This is a genomic window from Bradyrhizobium sp. RD5-C2 (assembly GCF_019972155.1).
In the GTDB taxonomy this organism is placed as follows: domain Bacteria; phylum Pseudomonadota; class Alphaproteobacteria; order Rhizobiales; family Xanthobacteraceae; genus Bradyrhizobium.
Genome location: NZ_BOVL01000056.1, coordinates 14,483 through 30,977 on the forward strand (window position 1 = coordinate 14,483; position 16,495 = coordinate 30,977).

17 protein-coding genes are annotated in these 16,495 nt (G+C 65.0%); 10 read left to right on the forward strand and 7 right to left on the reverse strand.

Annotated elements, in window-relative coordinates; all coding sequences use genetic code 11:
- The first annotated feature begins 9 nt into the window (after positions 1–9).
- The gene (gene cynS, locus BraRD5C2_RS34695) at positions 10–498 is read left to right on the forward strand and encodes a cyanase (RefSeq protein WP_223976102.1); all 489 of its coding nucleotides are present in this window, start codon (positions 10–12) and stop codon (positions 496–498) included.
- Between the two features lie 59 nt (positions 499–557).
- Here the strand turns inward: cynS and purB are convergent, their stop codons facing one another.
- Positions 558–1,988, reverse strand: coding sequence for an adenylosuccinate lyase (purB, locus tag BraRD5C2_RS34700; RefSeq protein ID WP_223976105.1), 1,431 nt, complete (start codon positions 1,986–1,988; stop codon positions 558–560).
- A 189-nt stretch (positions 1,989–2,177) separates the two neighbouring features.
- Positions 2,178–3,005 carry an isocitrate lyase/PEP mutase family protein gene (locus BraRD5C2_RS34705; RefSeq protein WP_223976107.1) on the reverse strand — a complete coding sequence of 276 codons (828 nt, stop codon included), beginning with the start codon at positions 3,003–3,005 and terminating at the stop codon, positions 2,178–2,180.
- A 115-nt stretch (positions 3,006–3,120) separates the two neighbouring features.
- Here BraRD5C2_RS34705 and BraRD5C2_RS34710 point away from each other — a divergent pair, with 115 nt between their 5' ends.
- A complete protein-coding gene (locus BraRD5C2_RS34710) occupies positions 3,121–4,077 on the forward strand; it encodes a LysR family transcriptional regulator (protein ID WP_223976110.1) in 957 nt (318 codons plus the stop codon).
- 103 nt (positions 4,078–4,180) lie between these two features.
- Positions 4,181–4,573 carry a hypothetical protein gene (locus BraRD5C2_RS34715; protein ID WP_223976114.1) on the forward strand — a complete coding sequence of 131 codons (393 nt, stop codon included), beginning with the start codon at positions 4,181–4,183 and terminating at the stop codon, positions 4,571–4,573.
- Between the two features lie 40 nt (positions 4,574–4,613).
- Here BraRD5C2_RS34715 and BraRD5C2_RS34720 read toward each other — a convergent pair whose 3' ends face one another.
- On the reverse strand, positions 4,614–4,937 hold the full coding sequence (locus BraRD5C2_RS34720) for a DUF1476 domain-containing protein (RefSeq protein WP_223976116.1): 324 nt from the start codon (positions 4,935–4,937) through the stop codon (positions 4,614–4,616).
- A gap of 347 nt (positions 4,938–5,284) precedes the next feature.
- Between BraRD5C2_RS34720 and purC the strand changes: the two genes are divergently transcribed.
- Genes purC through BraRD5C2_RS34745 form a run of 5 tightly spaced genes read left to right on the forward strand, consistent with a single transcriptional unit; the run spans position 5,285 to position 8,584 of the window.
- On the forward strand, positions 5,285–6,052 hold the full coding sequence (gene purC, locus BraRD5C2_RS34725) for a phosphoribosylaminoimidazolesuccinocarboxamide synthase (RefSeq protein WP_016843454.1): 768 nt from the start codon (positions 5,285–5,287) through the stop codon (positions 6,050–6,052).
- Between the two features lie 15 nt (positions 6,053–6,067).
- A complete protein-coding gene (gene purS / locus BraRD5C2_RS34730) occupies positions 6,068–6,310 on the forward strand; it encodes a phosphoribosylformylglycinamidine synthase subunit PurS (protein WP_029083848.1) in 243 nt (80 codons plus the stop codon).
- 12 nt (positions 6,311–6,322) lie between these two features.
- Positions 6,323–6,904 (forward strand): hypothetical protein, encoded by a 582-nt coding sequence (locus BraRD5C2_RS34735; protein WP_223976119.1) that lies wholly within the window; start codon positions 6,323–6,325, stop codon positions 6,902–6,904.
- A 4-nt stretch (positions 6,905–6,908) separates the two neighbouring features.
- Positions 6,909–7,610 carry a phosphoribosylformylglycinamidine synthase subunit PurQ gene (purQ, locus tag BraRD5C2_RS34740; protein ID WP_223976121.1) on the forward strand — a complete coding sequence of 234 codons (702 nt, stop codon included), beginning with the start codon at positions 6,909–6,911 and terminating at the stop codon, positions 7,608–7,610.
- A gap of 5 nt (positions 7,611–7,615) precedes the next feature.
- The gene (locus tag BraRD5C2_RS34745; protein ID WP_223976124.1) at positions 7,616–8,584 is read left to right on the forward strand and encodes a tripartite tricarboxylate transporter substrate-binding protein; all 969 of its coding nucleotides are present in this window, start codon (positions 7,616–7,618) and stop codon (positions 8,582–8,584) included.
- A 9-nt stretch (positions 8,585–8,593) separates the two neighbouring features.
- Here the strand turns inward: BraRD5C2_RS34745 and BraRD5C2_RS34750 are convergent, their stop codons facing one another.
- Complete coding sequence (locus tag BraRD5C2_RS34750) at positions 8,594–9,574, reverse strand: DMT family transporter (protein ID WP_223976127.1); 981 nt, start codon at positions 9,572–9,574, stop codon at positions 8,594–8,596.
- A 156-nt stretch (positions 9,575–9,730) separates the two neighbouring features.
- Positions 9,731–10,105 carry a winged helix-turn-helix transcriptional regulator gene (locus tag BraRD5C2_RS34755; RefSeq protein ID WP_223976130.1) on the reverse strand — a complete coding sequence of 125 codons (375 nt, stop codon included), beginning with the start codon at positions 10,103–10,105 and terminating at the stop codon, positions 9,731–9,733.
- 107 nt (positions 10,106–10,212) lie between these two features.
- Between BraRD5C2_RS34755 and BraRD5C2_RS34760 the strand changes: the two genes are divergently transcribed.
- Positions 10,213–10,926: a glutathione S-transferase family protein gene (locus BraRD5C2_RS34760; RefSeq protein ID WP_223976133.1), complete on the forward strand. Its 714-nt coding sequence runs from the start codon at positions 10,213–10,215 to the stop codon at positions 10,924–10,926.
- Positions 10,927–10,998: 72 nt separating this feature from the next.
- Here BraRD5C2_RS34760 and BraRD5C2_RS34765 read toward each other — a convergent pair whose 3' ends face one another.
- The gene (locus BraRD5C2_RS34765) at positions 10,999–13,233 is read right to left on the reverse strand and encodes an alkaline phosphatase family protein (protein ID WP_223976136.1); all 2,235 of its coding nucleotides are present in this window, start codon (positions 13,231–13,233) and stop codon (positions 10,999–11,001) included.
- A 274-nt stretch (positions 13,234–13,507) separates the two neighbouring features.
- Complete coding sequence (locus BraRD5C2_RS34770; RefSeq protein ID WP_223976139.1) at positions 13,508–13,999, reverse strand: PaaI family thioesterase; 492 nt, start codon at positions 13,997–13,999, stop codon at positions 13,508–13,510.
- 185 nt (positions 14,000–14,184) lie between these two features.
- Between BraRD5C2_RS34770 and purL the strand changes: the two genes are divergently transcribed.
- Positions 14,185–16,416 carry a phosphoribosylformylglycinamidine synthase subunit PurL gene (gene purL / locus BraRD5C2_RS34775; RefSeq protein WP_223976142.1) on the forward strand — a complete coding sequence of 744 codons (2,232 nt, stop codon included), beginning with the start codon at positions 14,185–14,187 and terminating at the stop codon, positions 16,414–16,416.
- Positions 16,417–16,495 lie beyond the last annotated feature (79 nt).

The window sequence follows — 16,495 nt, forward strand, 5'->3', positions numbered from 1 at the left end:
GGAAGCCTCATGAAACGCGAAGACCTCACCGAAAAGCTGCTCGACATCAAGCGCGAGAAGGGCTGGAGCTGGAAGCATATCTGCGAGAAGATCGGCGGCTATTCCGAGGTCCTGATCGTGGGTGCGATCCTCGGCCAGATGAAGCTGACAAAACCGCAGGCGGCCAATGCCGGCGAGCTGTTCGGGTTGTCGAAGGCCGAGACCGCGATGCTCAACGAGGTGCCGATGCGCGGCGCCGGCACGCCGATGCCGCCGACCGATCCGCTGATCTATCGCTTCTACGAGATGGTGATGGTCAACGGCCCAGCGTGGAAGGCGCTGATCGAGGAAGAATTCGGCGATGGCATCATGTCGGCGATCGACTTCGACATGGCGATGGAGCGTGTAGCCAATCCGAAGGGCGACCGCGTCAAGATCACGATGTCAGGCAAGTTCCTGCCGTACAAATATTACGGCGCCAGCGGGAACGTGCCGGAATACGGCTTCAAGGAAGACTGAGACGATAGCGCGAATGGCGAGTAGCGAACGGAATCGTTACTCGCCAATGGCAAATGACACTACAGGATCGTACCCGGCGCGTAGCTCGCCGCTTCCGGCTTGGCCCGGGCGAGCGCGTCGACTTGCTCGGCGAAATAATCGACCTGGGCGCCGGCGTCGCCGGAGTTGGCGCGACCTTGCGCGAGCACGAGCTGCAATTCGCTTTCGCTCAAGCCGAGCCGTTGGTCGGCGGCGAGACGCTGCAGCAGATCGTTCTGCACAATCTTGCCGGTGCGCAGGTCGCCGATGGCGGCGACGGCGTGCTCCTTGATAGCCTCGTGGGCGCCTTCGCGGCCGGCGCCCTTCTTGACCGCTTCCATCATCACCGTGGTGGTCAGCAGGAAGGGCAGATAGCGGTTGAGCTCGGTCGCGACGACGGCTTCGAACACCTCCATCTGATCGAGCACGGTGAGCAGGGTTTCGAGCAAGCCATCCATGGCGAGGAAGGCATCCGGCAGCATGACGCGGCGGACGACCGAGCAGGAGACGTCGCCTTCGTTCCACTGATCGCCGGCGAGCCCGGAGGCCATGGCGAGATAGCCCTTCAGGATCACATGCAGGCCATTGATGCGCTCGCAGGAGCGGCTGTTCATCTTGTGCGGCATGGCCGAGGACCCGACCTGGCCCTTGGCAAAACCTTCACTGGCGAGTTCGTGGCCCGCCATCAGGCGGATGGTCTTGGCGAAGTTGCCGGGACCGCTGGCGAGCTCGGTGAGCACGCTGACCGCACGGAAGTCGAGGCTGCGCGGATACACCTGGCCGACGGCGTCGAGCGCTTTCGGCAAGCCGAGGTGAACGAGGATGCGCTCCTCGAGCGCGCGCGCCTTGCCGGCATCGCCATTGAACAAGGTGATCTGGTCGAGACGGGTGCCCACTGCGCCCTTCAGGCCGCGCGCGGGGTAGGTCTGCAGCACGTTGACCAGGCTCTGATGCGCCAGCAGCATCTCTTCGCCTGACATGGCGATGCGCTTGCCGAGCGTCGTGACCTGCGCAGCGACGTTGTGGGTGCGCGCGGTGAACGGGATGTCGCGCAATTGCTGCGCGCGCTTCGCAAACCGAATCAGCGCGGCGATGCTCTTGGTCTCGACCAGCTGCAACGCGCGGTAGACCTGCAGCTGTTCGACGTTTTCGGTGAGGTCGCGGCTGGTCATGCCCTTGTGCAGGTGCTCGTGACCGGCCAGATCGCAGAACTCCTCGATGCGCGCCTTGACGTCGTGGCGGGTGACGCGCTCGCGCTGCATGATGGAGGCCAGGTTGATCTGGTCCTTGACGCGCTCGTAGCTTTCGATCACGCCGTCCGGAACCGGAATCCCGAGATCGCGCTGGCCCTTCAGCACGGCGATCCAGTAGTCGCGTTCGAGGCGAACCTTGCCCTCGCCACTCCAGATGGCGCGCATGGCGGGTGAGGCATAACGTTCAGCGAGAACGTTGGAAATGTGATCCTGGGACATGATCCCGCTCTCTTGGCATTGCCTGAGGCTGCCTGCAAGTCGCGACCTGTCATGAATCGTCAGGTCTGGTAGCGCCTTGGCCGGACTTGCGGTGTTCGCGCTACCATACCAGATCAGTGGATACGCCGCCTCAGGCAAGTCCCGGGGCGGCGCCGGCATTCCCTGGCGCTGGGCAGGACGTCCCACGCGCTACGCGCCTTTCGCGGCAGCAAACGCCTCGCGCACCTCCCTCACCGGCGCCATGTCGCGGACGAAGCTGAACGCGCCCTGATCCTTCATCTCGCGGGCACAGCGCAGGAACGCGGCCAGCGCGTGCCGCTCCATCGCGCCGCCGACGCTGATGCGCTTGACGCCGGCGGCGGTCAGTTGCTCGACCGTCAGGGTCGGGTCGGCGAAGCCCATCACGAGGTTGAACGGCTTCTTGACCGACGACACCACGGTCCTGATGGTGTCGATGTCGTAGAGGCCCGGCGAATACAGCACGTCGGCGCCGGCGGCCTCGAACGCCTGCAGCCGCCTGATCGTGTCGTCGAGATCCTTGCGACCCCAGAGGAAGTTCTCCGCGCGCGCCGTCAGCGTGAACGGGAAGGGCAGCGCCCGTGCCGCCTCGACGGCGGCCTGCACCCGCTCGACCGCCAGCGCGAAGTCGTAGATCGGACGCTCGCGATCGCCGGTCGAATCCTCGATCGAGCCGCCCACTGCGCCGGCTTCGGCGGCGAACCGTATCGCCTCGGCCGCGAGCTTCGGCATGTCGGCGCCGCAATTCTCCAGATCGGCATTGACGGGCAGGTCGGTGGCATCAGCGATCGCCCGGCAGTTCTCGATGATCTCGTCGAGGCCGACGGTTGCGCGGCCGAGTGTGTTGGCGAGCCCGAGGCTCGTGGTCGCAAGCGCCTCGAAGCCCATCGCCGCGAGCAGCTTCGCCGTGCCGGCATCCCATGGGTTCGGAATGATGAAGGCGCCGGGCCGCTGATGCAGCTCGCGAAAGCGTGCTGCCTTGTCTGCCTGGGTGCGCATGTGAACTCCTGAGGGTTGAAAAAAGCGTCTGAAAGCAGCGATAGGGCGGTTTCGACCATCAGACAAATTTGCTATTTCTTTCGATGTCATCAGCTTTTTGCATGAGGCCTGGCGAATGGACAGCGACGCGCTCAACACGTTCCTGGTGGTGCACCGGCGCGGCGGCGTCTCGAATGCCGCCAAGGCACTGCACCGCTCGCAGCCGGCGATCTCCCGCCGTATCGCGCTGCTCGAGCAGGAACTCGGCGTGCCACTGTTCGAGCGGGTCGCGGGCAAGACCAGATTGAGCGATGCGGGGCGGGTGATGGTGCCCTATGCCGAACGTGCGGTGGCGGCGGCGCAGGATGCGGAGAATGCGGTGCGCGCGCTGTTGCGCGACAATTCCGGTCCGGTGGCGCTGGCGGTGACCGGCACGCTTGCGGGCGAGCGGCTCTCCAAGGTGCTGAAGCGCTTTGCCCGCCAGCATCCGGATGTCGCGCTGACATTGCGCACCGCGACCAGTGCCGAGGTCAGTGATCTGATCCGGCGCGGCGAGGCCACGATCGGGCTGCGCTACGACCGCGACCGCTCCGGCGAGCTCGATTGCGAGGTGCTGTTCGCCGAGCCGCTCGGTCTGGTCTGCGCGCCGGACCATCCGCTGGCGGGACGCCGTGTCGGCCGTCTCGCCGATCTCAGGGACGAGCGCTGGATCGCCTTTCCCGAGGTGCCGGGACGGCGCGAAATCACCGCATCGCATGTGTTCGCATTGTTCCTGACGCACGGGCTCGGCGAGGTCGCTTGGACACCGGTCGACAGCCTGACGGCACAGAAGCGGCTGGTTGAGGCCGGGCTCGGGATCGCGCTGCTGTCGCACAGCAACGCAGCGGAGGAGCTGCGCGCCGGGTCGATCGCGACGATCCGCGTCGGCAATCTCACCGCAAGTCACGAGGTTGTCGCGGTGACGCGGCATGGCGGCTTCCTCAGCGCCGCGTCGCGCCGCTTGCTCGACATCATCCGCACTGATTTCAGCAAGGTGGAATCGGCCGCGCCGGCCGCGAAGCCGCCCCGTCCGTCGCGACAACGTCACCGTTAACGGGTGATGAAGTGGCATCGGGGTTTTTGCCCGCCGCGGTTTGTCTTGTTGCAACCGGAGGTGGTTAGAAACGCGTCACGTTCCCTCGGTGCAAGGATCCGCCATGACGTCGATGACACGCCTGTCCGCAACGGCCATCAGCCTGCTGCTCCTGACGGCTCCTGCTTTCCCTCAAACTCCGGCCGGGCGCATCACCCTGATCGAGCAAGCCGCTCCGATCCGCCAGGAAGGGATGGTCCGCGTTCAGAGTAACGTCAACCTGTTCCTGCCGGGGCCGAGCGGTGACGGCGAGGAGGCACAGAAGCTGCGCGACCGCGCTCGCCGCACCGTTTACGAAATGGCGGCGCACGAATGCGACCTGTTGCGCGAGGTGATCGCCAGGGATTGCCGGCTCGAATCGATCAATGTGAACATCAACGTCGCCCGGCAATACGGTCAGCAGCAGGAAGGTTTCAACGTGAACGGCTCGATGAGCATGCAGATCACGTTGAAATAGGTATCGGGAATCGCCGTCGCGGGGACTTACGTCCCCGCCTTCAAGTTCCAGCCTTCACCTGAGCCGCAGCCACAGCCAGCAATTCGTCCATCTTGGCGCGAACGTCGCGCTCGGTCGTGGCCTGGCCCTTGGCGGTGAGGTCCTTCAGAACCTTGTGCAGGACGTCCTTGTCGCCGGCCTCCTCGAAATCGGCGGCCACCACTTCCTTGGCATAGGCGCCGGCCGCATCGCCCGTGATGCCGAGCTTCTCGGCCGCCCACAGGCCGAGCAACTTGTTCCGGCGCGCTTCGGCCTTGAACTTCAGCTCCTCGTCGAGGGCGAACTTCTTCTCGAAACCTTCCTCGCGCTTGTTGAATTCGTTCATGCCGAAGTTCCATTTCCCTGCTGAATGGCGGGCCGATGCTCGTTGCGGCAGCCCCGATGCCTGCCTAGATAAGTGGGAGGAATCGGCAAGACAACGAGCCGTTAAGCCGCAGGCAAACAGGCGGAATCGGGCCTTTTTGATAGGGCGGTATAAGTGCCCTGCATGGGGCACTATCGATTGTGCTGGAAGGGCCAATCGGATAGGTTGCCAACAGGCATGGTTCTTGTTCTGTTTCCAGTTGGATTGCCCAGGTTCCAGGCCTCCGCGGCAGCTCCGTCGTGGGTCGTAACCCCAAGTCATCCGGAGCACCCAAATCCATGGATTTCAACAAAACACGGTACATCCCAATGAGCCGTCGACGCCGTATTTATGAAGGCAAGGCCAAGGTGCTTTACGAAGGCCCCGAGCCGGGAACCCTGATCCAGCACTTCAAGGACGACGCGACCGCGTTCAACGCCAAGAAACACCAGGTGATCGAGGGCAAGGGCGTCCTCAACAACCGGATTTCGGAGTACCTGTTTCAGCATCTCAACGACATCGGGGTGCCGACCCACTTCATCCGCCGCCTCAACATGCGCGAACAGCTGATTCGCGAGGTCGAGATCGTGCCGCTCGAGGTGGTGGTGCGGAACGTCGCCGCCGGCTCGCTGTCGCAGCGGCTCGGGATCGAGGAGGGCACCCAACTGCCGCGCTCGATCATCGAGTTCTATTACAAGAACGACCAGCTCAACGACCCCATGGTGTCGGAAGAGCACATCACCGCGTTCGGCTGGGCCACGCCGCAGGAAATCGACGACATCATGGCGCTGGCGATCCGCGTCAACGACTTCCTGACCGGCCTCTTCCTCGGCATCGGCATCCGCCTCGTCGACTTCAAGATGGAGTGCGGGCGGCTGTTCGAGAACGAGATGATGCGGATCATCGTCGCCGACGAAATCTCGCCGGACTCCTGCCGTCTCTGGGACATCAAGTCGAACGAGAAGCTCGACAAGGACCGTTTCCGCCGGGATCTGGGTGGCTTGCTCGAGGCCTACACCGAGGTCGCGAAGCGGCTCGGCATTCTGATCGAAAACGAGCGGCCGGCCGGCAGTGGCCCGGTGCTGGTGAAGAGCTAAGCTTAAGGGGCGACCGTGAAGGCACGTGTAACTGTGACATTGAAGTCGGGCATCCTCGATCCGCAAGGCAAGGCGATCGAGGGCGCGCTGAAATCGCTCGGCGTCGACGGCGTCGCCAGCGTTCGCCAGGGCAAGGTGTTCGACATCGAGCTCGCCGCGACCGACAAGGCCAAGGCGGAGGCGGCGCTGAAGGCCGCCGCCGACAAGCTGCTGGCCAATACCGTGATCGAGAATTACCGGGTCGAGGTTCTGAGCTAGCGAGCGAGCCAAATGATGACAGCCGCTCCCACCTCTGCTCGCAGAGACCAAATCTTCGTCCGAGCGCTCGTGGTCGGCTTGCTGACGGTAGCCGGAATCGGCGGGGCTTCGGCTCAACCGGCGCCGGCAGCGCCTGCCGCGACGACGCAGGCGCCACCATTCACGGTCAGCGGATGGAGCTACGAGCGCCGCGGCTCCGATGTGCATATGTTCCGCTGCGCGCAATCGGCCTGCGGCGCAGGCTCCAAGGTGAGCTACCGGTATTATACCGGCGGAAAACAGATGACGCTCGACCAGTTCCGCGAGGGGCAGGAGCAGATCATCAAGGCGCTGGAGCAGCGGACGCCGGGGCAGCGCATTACGCTGCTCGGCGTTGATGGCGACAAGGGCACCGCGGGGCCGCGCATGTTCAAGGCACGGCGCCTGACCGTGGCAGCCAACGGCGCAAGCGAGTATCAGGTCAGCGGCTTGCTGCTTGCCGGACAAGGCTCTGCCAGCCTGATCAGCTCGGCGCGTGACGAAAAGGCCAGCAACGACAATTACGCGAAGTTTGCCGCCGCAGTTAAGCTCGTGCTGGCACCCAAAACCAGGTGATGCAATGAAATCAGCCGTCCTCGTCTTCCCCGGCATCAACCGCGAGCGCGACATGGCGCGCGCGCTCAAGCTTGCATCCGGCAATGAGACCGCGATGGTGTGGCACGCCGAGACCGCGCTGCCCAAGGGCACCGACCTCGTGGTGGTGCCCGGCGGCTTCTCCTATGGCGACTATCTGCGCTGCGGCGCGATCGCGGCCCGCGCGCCCGTGATGGACGCGGTGCGTGACTTCGCCGCCAAGGGCGGGCTGGTCCTCGGCGTCTGCAACGGCTTTCAGATTCTCTGCGAGTCCGGGCTGTTGCCGGGCGTGCTGATGCGCAATGCCGGGCTGAAATTCGTCTGCCGCGACGTGCATATGCGCATCGAACGCTCCGACACGCCGTTCACCCGCGGCTACAATGCCGGCCAGGTGATCCGCGTGCCGGTCGCGCATGGCGAGGGCAATTACGAGGCGGACGAGGAGACGCTGAAGCGGCTCGAGGGCGACGGGCGGGTGCTGTACCGCTACTGCTCGGCCGAGGGCGAGGTCGATGAGGCTTCCAACTTCAACGGCGCCGCGCATTCGATCGCCGGCATCGTCAACGAGCGCGGCAACGTGCTCGGCATGATGCCGCATCCGGAAAACCACGTCGAAGAGATCATGGGCTGCACCGACGGCCGCGGCCTTTTCGCGGGTCTGGTCCAGCATCACGAAAAGGCGGCCTAACCGTCATGTTTGGAAGGTGCCTTGCCGCAGCGGCGGCTGCATTGCTGCTGCTTGCGACGGCCGCGCACGCCCAGGATACCTCGAAGCTGGACTTCCCGAAGCGTCCGATCACGATGATCGTACCGTTCACGGCCGGCGGCACCTCGGATGTGATTGCCCGCGCGGTGGCCGACCAGATGGGTACGGCGCTCGGCCAGACCATCATCATCGAGAATGTCGGCGGTGCCGGTGGCTCGACTGCGTTGACCCGCGCCGCACGCGCCGAGCCGGACGGCTACACGATTGCGATCGGCAACGCCGGCACCAATGCGGCGACCTACACGATCTATCCGAAGCTGTCGTTCACGCCGGATTCCTTCGCGCCGATCGCCGTGGTTGCGAAGACCTTCGGCATCGTCGCGCTGCGCAAGGATTTTCCGGCCAAGGACCTCAAGGAATTCATCGACTACGCCAAGAAGAATCCGGGCAAGGTCAATCTCGGCCATGCCGGCGTCGGCTCCTCGAATTATTTGATCTGCAAGAGCTTCGTGCATGCCGCCGGGATCGACGTGCAGCTCGTCGGCTATCGCGGCGCCGCGCTCGCGCTGACGGACGCGATCGGCAGCCAGATCGACGGCGTCTGCGATGCGGCCGCTTCGGTGTCGCAGGCGATCGACGACAAACTGGTGAAGGCGGTCGTGGTCGGCTCGACCGTGCGGCTCGCCTCGCTGCCGGACTTGCCGACCGGCCTGGCCGAGTTCGAGGCGCAGGGCTGGAACGGCCTGTTCGCACCGAAGGGCACCCCGCCTGACATCATCGCCAAGCTCAATGCCGCCGCGCGCACCGCGGTCGCGAGCGAGGCGGTGAAGAAGCGCTTTGTCGAGTTGTCGACGGTAGCGCCCGACGCCGATGAACTCACACCCGAAGTGCTGCAGCAACTCGTGACCCGCGACGTCGCGAAATACCGCGCGTTGCTGGCGGACGACAAGAAGTAGCCGGAACGGCTATCCGCGCAACCTGCCTAGCCACCGCTTCACGGCTTCGCCCGGGATTGTCATCGCGGCGACGCCGGCCATGACCAGCAGCAGGCCGAGCGCGAGGTTCGACGGCACGGATTCCCCGAGCAGGATCACCGATAGCGCGACGCCAATCGGAATCCGCAAGTAACCTTGCGCATTTGTCGTGAGCGTGCCGAGCCGCGTCAGGCACATGTAGAACAGCATCAGACCGAACGCGCTCGAGAAGATGCCCATCACGACGGTGGCGACCAGCGCCTGCGGCGTCGGGTGCAGCGTCCAGGGGTGGTCGACGATCAGGGCGGCCGGCAGCAGCACGGTGCCGCCGAACAGCAGCGAGCCGGTCGCCACCACCATGGGGTCATAGTCGGAGAGGCGAAGCCCGAAGATCGTGGCGCAGGCGAACGAGACGGTGGCGAGCAGGATCGCGATCTCGGCGACAATCTCCTTGCCGAAGCCGGAGAGCGCGTCGAGGCCGATGATCGCGACGGTGCCGGCGAGGCCGAGGATCGCGCCGACGAACTTGAGCGGCGAGGCGGGCTCGTGCCGCGTGATCGCCCAGGTGATCAGGAAGGCGAAGATCGGCGTCGTCGAGGCCAGCACCACGGTATTGGACGCCGGCACATAGAGCTGGGCCCAGGTGATCACCAGGAACGGAATGGTCGAGTTGATGGTCTGCTGGAAGGCGAACAGCTTCCAGGCCTTGATGTCGGTTGGGATGCGGATGCCGCGGATCCGCAGCACCACGAGCAGGAAGGCTGCGGCGACCAAAGAGCGTGCCGAGATGAAGGTGACCGGCGGGATCGAGCCGAGCCCGATCTTGGTCAGCGGATAGGTCGAGCTCCAGCAGCAGGCCAGCGCCAGCAGCAGTGCATAGTCGCGCCAGCCGCGCGCACCGGGCGCGGTGGTCGAAGTCGGCGTGATCGCGGGAGCCGTCACGCCGCCCGTCTTCGCGCCTTGTTTCAGCATGATCTTTTCGGAAAACCGCTTCGCACTTTTCCGGATCATGCTCTGGCTGTGCTCTTCGGCACCTTGGTTTGGCTCCCCGCGCACTGCCGCGCATCAAAACTGATACTTCGGGAGCGTATCCGATGCCAGCGCAAGTTTGACGGCGCTTCGTGCCGTTCAATCCCGCGAGACGGTATTCGGAATGACCGGCTCGGCATCCGCGGAGCTGGACTGTGCTCCGGCATCCGACGTCGTTTCCCACCATTCACCCAGCGCGTCGATCAGCGGCACCAGCCGATGGCCGGCCGGCGTGAGCTGGTATTCGACGCGCAGCGGATAGCCTTCGAATTCGGTGCGCTCGACGATGCCGGCGTCCTCGAGCTTGCGCAGCTCCAGGGTCAGCATCTTGTGCGAGATGGTCGGGTTGTCGCGGCGCAGGTCGCTGAAGCGTTTGGTGCCCTGCTTCAGATAATAGATCAGCAGCGTCGGCCAGCGGCCGCTCAGGATCCGCATCACTTCCTCGATCGGGCAGCGGGAGACGAGAGATTTCATGGCGGCTCGTGGTTACAAAAAGGTGCGTAATTTACTTCACGGTTGTGGCGAATAGGGTCCGGCTCCGCTGCGCAGCGTGATCGTCTGACATCACCGGAGACCACGTCATGGAACCTATCCTCATCTATGGCTTCCCGCTCGGAAGCTCCATGGGGCTCGTTGCAGCTCTCGAATGGCTGCGCAAGCCCTATCGCCTTTGCCGCGTCGACATGCTCGGCGAGATGCGCGATCCCTCCTATGCGCGGATCAATCCGCGGCATGAAACGCCGGCCTTCGTCACGGATCACGGCAAGGTGCTTACCGAGAACATGGCGATCGCAGGTTGGCTCGCGGCACGCGATACCGAGCGTCGCATCAGCTTCGACCCGTTGTCGCCGGAGGACGACCGGATGCATCAGCTGATGGCCTTCGTGAATACCGGCTTCACCGCGGCGTTCAGTCCGCTGTGGGCGGCGCTGGAGATGCAAACGCCGAATCCCGCGATGCAGTCCGCGCTGCGGCAGTGGGGGCAGGGCAATGTCGTGCAGCGCCACGACCGGCTCGAGCAACTGATCGGCGATGGGCCGTTCCTGCTCGGCGACCATCCGACATTGGCGGATGGGCTGCTGATCGGTGTTGCGCGCTGGCTCGATTTCCACGCCGTCGCCGACCGCAGTCGCTGGCCGAAGCTGGCCGCAATTCGCGCGCGACTGGAGGCCGATCCGGCCGTGATCTACGCGACGGCGCTGGAGAGCGGCGAGAGCAGCCCGGGATCCGGCGCTTGCGCCGGTCACGTTTCGCTTGCCGAGGTAATCGAGCGGTTCGGCACGCCGCGCGCGTGACGATTCCCGTTGTGATTGGCGAGGCGGTGGACGCCGGTCTGACGTCCACCGCAATAAATTTGCGCGAGTATCCTAGCGCAGGACCTCGCTCAGCACCTCGCCATCGACCTGGTGCGGTGTGGTGCCGAGGAGCCGCATGACTGTCGGCGCCACGTCGATATTGCGCATGCGCCGCACCACGGTGTCCCTTCGGATGTGCGGCCCCGCGGCGATGAAGGTCGCGCTCATCACTGGAAGCTCGGGATCGTGACCGTGGGCGCCGTAGAAGTTCGGCATCGACAACGCGGTGGTTGCCGAATTGAACGGCGCATCGCCCTGGCGCGCGACGCCGGGGTTCTGGATGCCGTCGAAATTGTAGCCGGGCGCCATCAGCGCGAACACGTCGCCATAGTCCTGGCCGACGGTCTTGCTGATGCACTGTCCGGTTCCGGCGTCGCATTGCAGCGGCCGGGTTTCGACGACGGTGAAGATGCGCTGCTCCTTCAGCGAGTAGTTGAAGCGCGCATTGGGATCGACCGCGTTCTTCACCGCATCGGTGATCCGCGCCACCAGGTTACGGTAGGTCGCCAGATCGACGGTGCCGCCGAGCTCGCGGTTCTGCAGGTTGACGTAGATGTCGGCGGCCGGCCCGGAGGTGCGGATCCCGACCTTGCTGGTGTCGATGCCCGCGTTGCGCAGGATGTTGGTGAGATTGACCGAGGTGTGGAATGGCGCGAAGCCGTGGTCCGACACCACGACGACATTGCTGTCATGGCCCGCCGCATCGGCGATCTGCTTCACCGCTCTGTCTGCGGTCTGGTAGGCGAAGCGGATGTAGGAGGCGTAGCGCTTGACTTTGGCGGGATCCTGATTGGCGCCAATCGAATTCGGGTCGGTCGGGCTGGTGCCCTGGCGGGGATCGGTCAGCAGGAACTGGTGCTCGGAGCCGTCGGGCTGCTCGATATAGACCATGACGAGATCGGCGTCCGGATGGGTCTTGATCGCGCGTTCGCCGATATTGGCCTGGTAGCGCACGAAGGTCTTCACCATGTCCTCGAACATCGTCTCGATCTCGACGTCGAGGAAGGTGGTGAAGCCGGGGCTCAGGCGCTCCGGGATGCGAAAGTCGGCCTGCGGACGCCAGAAGCCGATGTTGTTGTTGATGTCGTCGACATCGGCGAGGACAGACGTGTTGCGCGGGATGAAGTTGGCGCCGTAACGGGCGAAGCGCACAGTCGAAAGATCGGGCGACAGCGCCGAGACGAAGTAGGCGGCGCCGACCTTGGCCCCGCTGCCTTCGAAGAAGAACGGCGCGTTCTCGCCGCCGAACTTGACGTAGGCCGGCCCGGTCGACGGTGCATGGAACGGTCCTGCAGTGATGCCTCTGATAGCATCGAAGAACACCAGCGTGTCGTAGTTCACCTTGCGGTCATTGGTGGTGTCGATCGCGGCGACGCGGATCGAATATTTGACGTCGAGCGTCCCAGCGTTGGTGCAGGTCGCGGTCGCAGCCTGAGAGCATGAGAACGTCTCGATCGGCGCCGAGGTCACCAGCACCGGGCTGAACGAGAAGTGGCCGGCGGCCTGCAGCGCCGCGACGATGCCCGGATCGGTCGTGAAGTCGCTGCGCGACAGCGAGAAGCCTTGGGCGCCGATGCCGCCGAATGCGCCGAACGGCACCGTGAAGTCGGTCACGCGGGTGGGCTGGGCCGGCTGCACCACGGTCTTGTTGATCGAGATGTCGGCGCCGTCGCCGCCGGGCCACGTCGCGGTGACGACCTTCTTGCCTTGCTGGCGCAGCTGCACCCAGAGCGGCTGTGCCGTCGGATGCGCCGACGGCCCGAGCGGGCTTTCGCTGTAGCCGCCGATCGGCGCAGCGAAGCCGCTAATGCTGGTGGAGATCGGGCCGACGATCGGCTGGAACGTGTTGGACGGGATGTCGTTATGGACCGCCGTCGAACCGGTCGCGATCGCGATATGCGAGACTGCGGTGAGCGATGGCGACGCCGTCACGTTCTGCAGCGCCACTGCGCCGCGCCGGCTGAGCCGGGCGAGGCCACCGTCGCGCGGCAGCACGCCTTCCTCGATGAATTTCTGGATGAAATCGGGCTTGGCACCATCGAGCGAGATCAACACCACGCGCGGCTTGCGGCCGTGATGGCCGCCGTCATGATCTTGATCCTGGTCTTGATCGTGACCGCGGGACTCGCCGACGCCGCGATCGCCATTGTCGCCGTCCTGGCCCGCGCGCGCCGGCGTTGCAACACAAGCCAGCGATGCGACGAGCGACATCGCTGACGTCATGGAAACAAACGTCTTCAATTTCATGAGAATGCCCCAACTTCGCTGACGCGAATGCACAAACGGAAACCGTTCAGCAATATTCCGGGCTTGGCTGACGCGCATGTGACGCGTGCGCGACGACGCAACGACAGCATGTCGTCGCGTTACAACTGGCGTTTCGCATTGCTTCACGCGAAGAACGCGCGTGAACACAACGCGCTAGCGCCGTGCTATCGATTCAATTTCGCGCCGATGTAACGGTTGAATGACGGCGTGTGTTCACGGAGCTTGCGCGTTTTGCGCGAACGGGTCGTGAGCGCTACGCTGTCTTCTCCGCCGGTGCCTTGCGCTTCGTCCGCTTGATGGTGCCGGAGAAGCTGAACAGCGGCCGCTCGGCCGATGTCAGCATGCCGCGCACGAAGATCAGCGATCCGCCGGCGCGGGTGACCTCGCCGGTGCATTCGATCAGGTCACCCTCGCGGGCCGCATCGAGGAATTCCGAGGCGAACGAGACCGTGACCCCGGGGCCCTGGAGCACCGGGGAGGCGAGCGCGAACAGGCAGTAGTCCGCGAAGGTCATGAGGCAGCCGCCATGGACGTTGCCGGAGCCGTTGAGGTGCTTCGGACCGACCCGGAACGCGCAGGCGATGCGGCCGTTCTCGTCCATGCGGTGGTAGAAGGGGCCGGTATGAGTCTCGAAACTGTCCCGGGTCCAGGTTCGCCAGCCGGCGAATTCGCCCTCGGTTTCGACGTGCAGGTCGGGGCGGCGGTTGAACGCCGTAGAGAGTGCGGTCTTGGCGAGCTCGTTCACGAAATCTGGCCTTCAATTATCGGGTTCGGGACCTTAAATCCGATCCATCCCCATTGTGCAAATCCCAGGCACAGATCCAGCTGCAAATCCCGGGCCGCGTCCAACCGCCGCAAAGCTCTGGACAGGCCGGAAATGGGCCGTAAAAGGCCTTTTCGCCCCCGTTCGATCTACCTATTAAGGGTCCCATGACCGCGCCCAAGAACGACCCCAAGAACGAGCCTCAAATCACCCCCGAACTCGTCGCCGCCCACGGGCTGAAGCCGGACGAGTACGAGCGCATCCTGAAGCTGATCGGGCGGGTTCCGACCTTCACCGAGCTCGGCATCTTCTCGGCGATGTGGAACGAGCATTGCTCGTACAAGTCGTCGCGCATCCATCTGCGCGGGCTGCCCACCAAGGCCCCTTGGGTGATCCAGGGCCCCGGCGAGAATGCCGGCGTGATCGATATCGGCGACGGCCAGGCCGTGGTCTTCAAGATGGAGAGCCACAACCACCCGAGCTACATCGAGCCCTACCAGGGCGCGACCACCGGCGTCGGCGGCATCCTGCGCGACGTCTTCACCATGGGCGCGCGCCCGATCGCCTGCCTGAACGCGCTGAGCTTCGGCGCGCCCGAGCACCCCAAGACCCGGCATCTGGTGTCCGGTGTGGTCGCGGGTGTCGGCGGCTACGGCAATTCGTTCGGCGTGCCAACGGTCGGCGGCCAGGTGCGCTTCCACACCCGCTATGACGGCAACATCCTGGTCAACGCGATGGCGGTCGGCCTCGCTGATGCCGACAAGATCTTCTACGCGGCGGCCTCAGGCGTGAACATGCCGATCGTCTATCTCGGCTCCAAGACCGGCCGCGATGGCATCCACGGCGCCTCGATGGCCTCGGCCGAATTCGACGACGCCTCCGAGGAGAAGCGCCCGACCGTGCAGGTCGGCGATCCCTTCGCCGAGAAGCTGCTTTTGGAAGCCTGCCTCGAGATCATGGAAGCCGATTGCGTGATCGCGATCCAGGACATGGGCGCGGCCGGCCTGACGTGCTCGGCGGTCGAGATGGGCGCCAAGGGCGACCTCGGCGTCGACCTCGATCTCGATGCGGTGCCGACCCGCGAGACCGGCATGAGCGCCTACGAGATGATGCTCTCGGAGAGCCAGGAGCGCATGCTCATGGTGCTCAAGCCCGAGAAGGAGAAAGAGGCCGAGGCGATCTTCCGCAAATGGGGGCTCGATTTCGCCATCGTCGGCTACACCACGCCGAGCAAGCGCTTCGTCGTCAAGCATGGCGGCGACGTGATGGCCGATCTGCCGATCAAGGAGCTCGGCGACGAGGCGCCGGTCTATGACCGTCCGCATGTCGCCTCGACTGCGCTGCCGGTGATCCGCGGCCAGGACGTCAAGCCGCCGCTCGGCATCGCCGAGGCGCTGACCAAGCTGATCGGCACGCCCGAACTGTGCTCGAAACGCTGGGTCTGGGAGCAGTACGACCACGTCATCCTGGGCAATACCATGCAGCGCCCCGGCGGCGATGCCGCGGTGGTCCGCGTTGAGGACGGCCCGAAAGGGCTTGCGCTCACCGTCGACGTCACGCCGCGCTATTGCGAGGCCGATCCGTTCGAGGGCGGCAAGCAGGCGGTCGCGGAAGCCTGGCGCAACATCACCGCCGTTGGTGGCCGGCCGCTCGCGATCACCGACAATCTCAACTTCGGCAATCCGGAGCGGCCCGAGATCATGGGCCAGTTCGTCGGCTGCCTGAAGGGCATCTCGGAAGCCTGCCGCGCGCTCGACTTCCCGGTCGTGTCCGGCAACGTCTCGCTCTACAACGAGACCAACGGCCGCGGCATCCTGCCGACGCCCTCGATCGGCGGCGTCGGCGTGCTCGACGACTTCACCAAGTCGGCGACCCTGGCGTTCAAGGCGGCGGGCGAGGCGATCCTGCTGGTCGGCGACACGCAAGGCTGGCTCGGCCAGTCGGTCTACCTGCGCGATGTCTGCGGCCGCGAGGAGGGCGCTCCGCCGCCGGTCGATCTCGCTACCGAGAAGCGCAACGGCGACGTGGTGCGCGGCATGATCCGCGCCGGCACCGCGAGTGCGGTGCATGACGTGTCCGACGGCGGGCTCCTGATCGCGCTCGCCGAGATGGCGATCGCAAGCGGCATCGGCGCGCAGCTGCTGGCGGCGCCGTCCTCGATCGTGCCGCATGCCTACTGGTACGGCGAGGATCAGGCGCGCTACATCGTCACCGTGCCTGCGGCGGACGCGGGCCTGGTGCTGGCCAAGATGAAGGGCGCCGGCGTGCCCTGTGTGCGCATCGGCACCACCGGCGGCGAGGCGATTGCGGTCGCCGGCGAGCCGCCGGTGACCATCGAAAACCTGTCCCGTGCCTTCGAGCACTGGCTGCCGAACTACATGCACGGCACTGCTGCCTGATCCGGATGGATCAGGCGCTGCAACGCCGAGCGAACAAGGTCTCAATCGCGCGATGAACCCGTCATCGCGCTATTGTCTT

Excerpts from the sequence above, each read along its gene's own strand:
- BraRD5C2_RS34720 (WP_223976116.1), bottom strand. The coding sequence starts at position 4,937 with ATGAACGAATTCAACAAGCGCGAGGAAGGTTTCGAGAAGAAGTTCGCC.
- BraRD5C2_RS34765 (WP_223976136.1), bottom strand. The coding sequence starts at position 13,233 with ATGAAATTGAAGACGTTTGTTTCCATGACGTCAGCGATGTCGCTCGTC.
- BraRD5C2_RS34745 (WP_223976124.1), top strand. The coding sequence starts at position 7,616 with ATGTTTGGAAGGTGCCTTGCCGCAGCGGCGGCTGCATTGCTGCTGCTT.
- BraRD5C2_RS34735 (WP_223976119.1), top strand. The coding sequence starts at position 6,323 with ATGATGACAGCCGCTCCCACCTCTGCTCGCAGAGACCAAATCTTCGTC.
- purB (WP_223976105.1), bottom strand. The coding sequence starts at position 1,988 with ATGTCCCAGGATCACATTTCCAACGTTCTCGCTGAACGTTATGCCTCA.
- BraRD5C2_RS34710 (WP_223976110.1), top strand. The coding sequence starts at position 3,121 with ATGGACAGCGACGCGCTCAACACGTTCCTGGTGGTGCACCGGCGCGGC.
- BraRD5C2_RS34705 (WP_223976107.1), bottom strand. The coding sequence starts at position 3,005 with ATGCGCACCCAGGCAGACAAGGCAGCACGCTTTCGCGAGCTGCATCAG.
- BraRD5C2_RS34760 (WP_223976133.1), top strand. The coding sequence starts at position 10,213 with ATGGAACCTATCCTCATCTATGGCTTCCCGCTCGGAAGCTCCATGGGG.
- BraRD5C2_RS34755 (WP_223976130.1), bottom strand. The coding sequence starts at position 10,105 with ATGAAATCTCTCGTCTCCCGCTGCCCGATCGAGGAAGTGATGCGGATC.
- BraRD5C2_RS34750 (WP_223976127.1), bottom strand. The coding sequence starts at position 9,574 with ATGCTGAAACAAGGCGCGAAGACGGGCGGCGTGACGGCTCCCGCGATC.
- BraRD5C2_RS34715 (WP_223976114.1), top strand. The coding sequence starts at position 4,181 with ATGACGTCGATGACACGCCTGTCCGCAACGGCCATCAGCCTGCTGCTC.
- purL (WP_223976142.1), top strand. The coding sequence starts at position 14,185 with ATGACCGCGCCCAAGAACGACCCCAAGAACGAGCCTCAAATCACCCCC.
- purC (WP_016843454.1), top strand. The coding sequence starts at position 5,285 with ATGAGCCGTCGACGCCGTATTTATGAAGGCAAGGCCAAGGTGCTTTAC.
- cynS (WP_223976102.1), top strand. The coding sequence starts at position 10 with ATGAAACGCGAAGACCTCACCGAAAAGCTGCTCGACATCAAGCGCGAG.
- purQ (WP_223976121.1), top strand. The coding sequence starts at position 6,909 with ATGAAATCAGCCGTCCTCGTCTTCCCCGGCATCAACCGCGAGCGCGAC.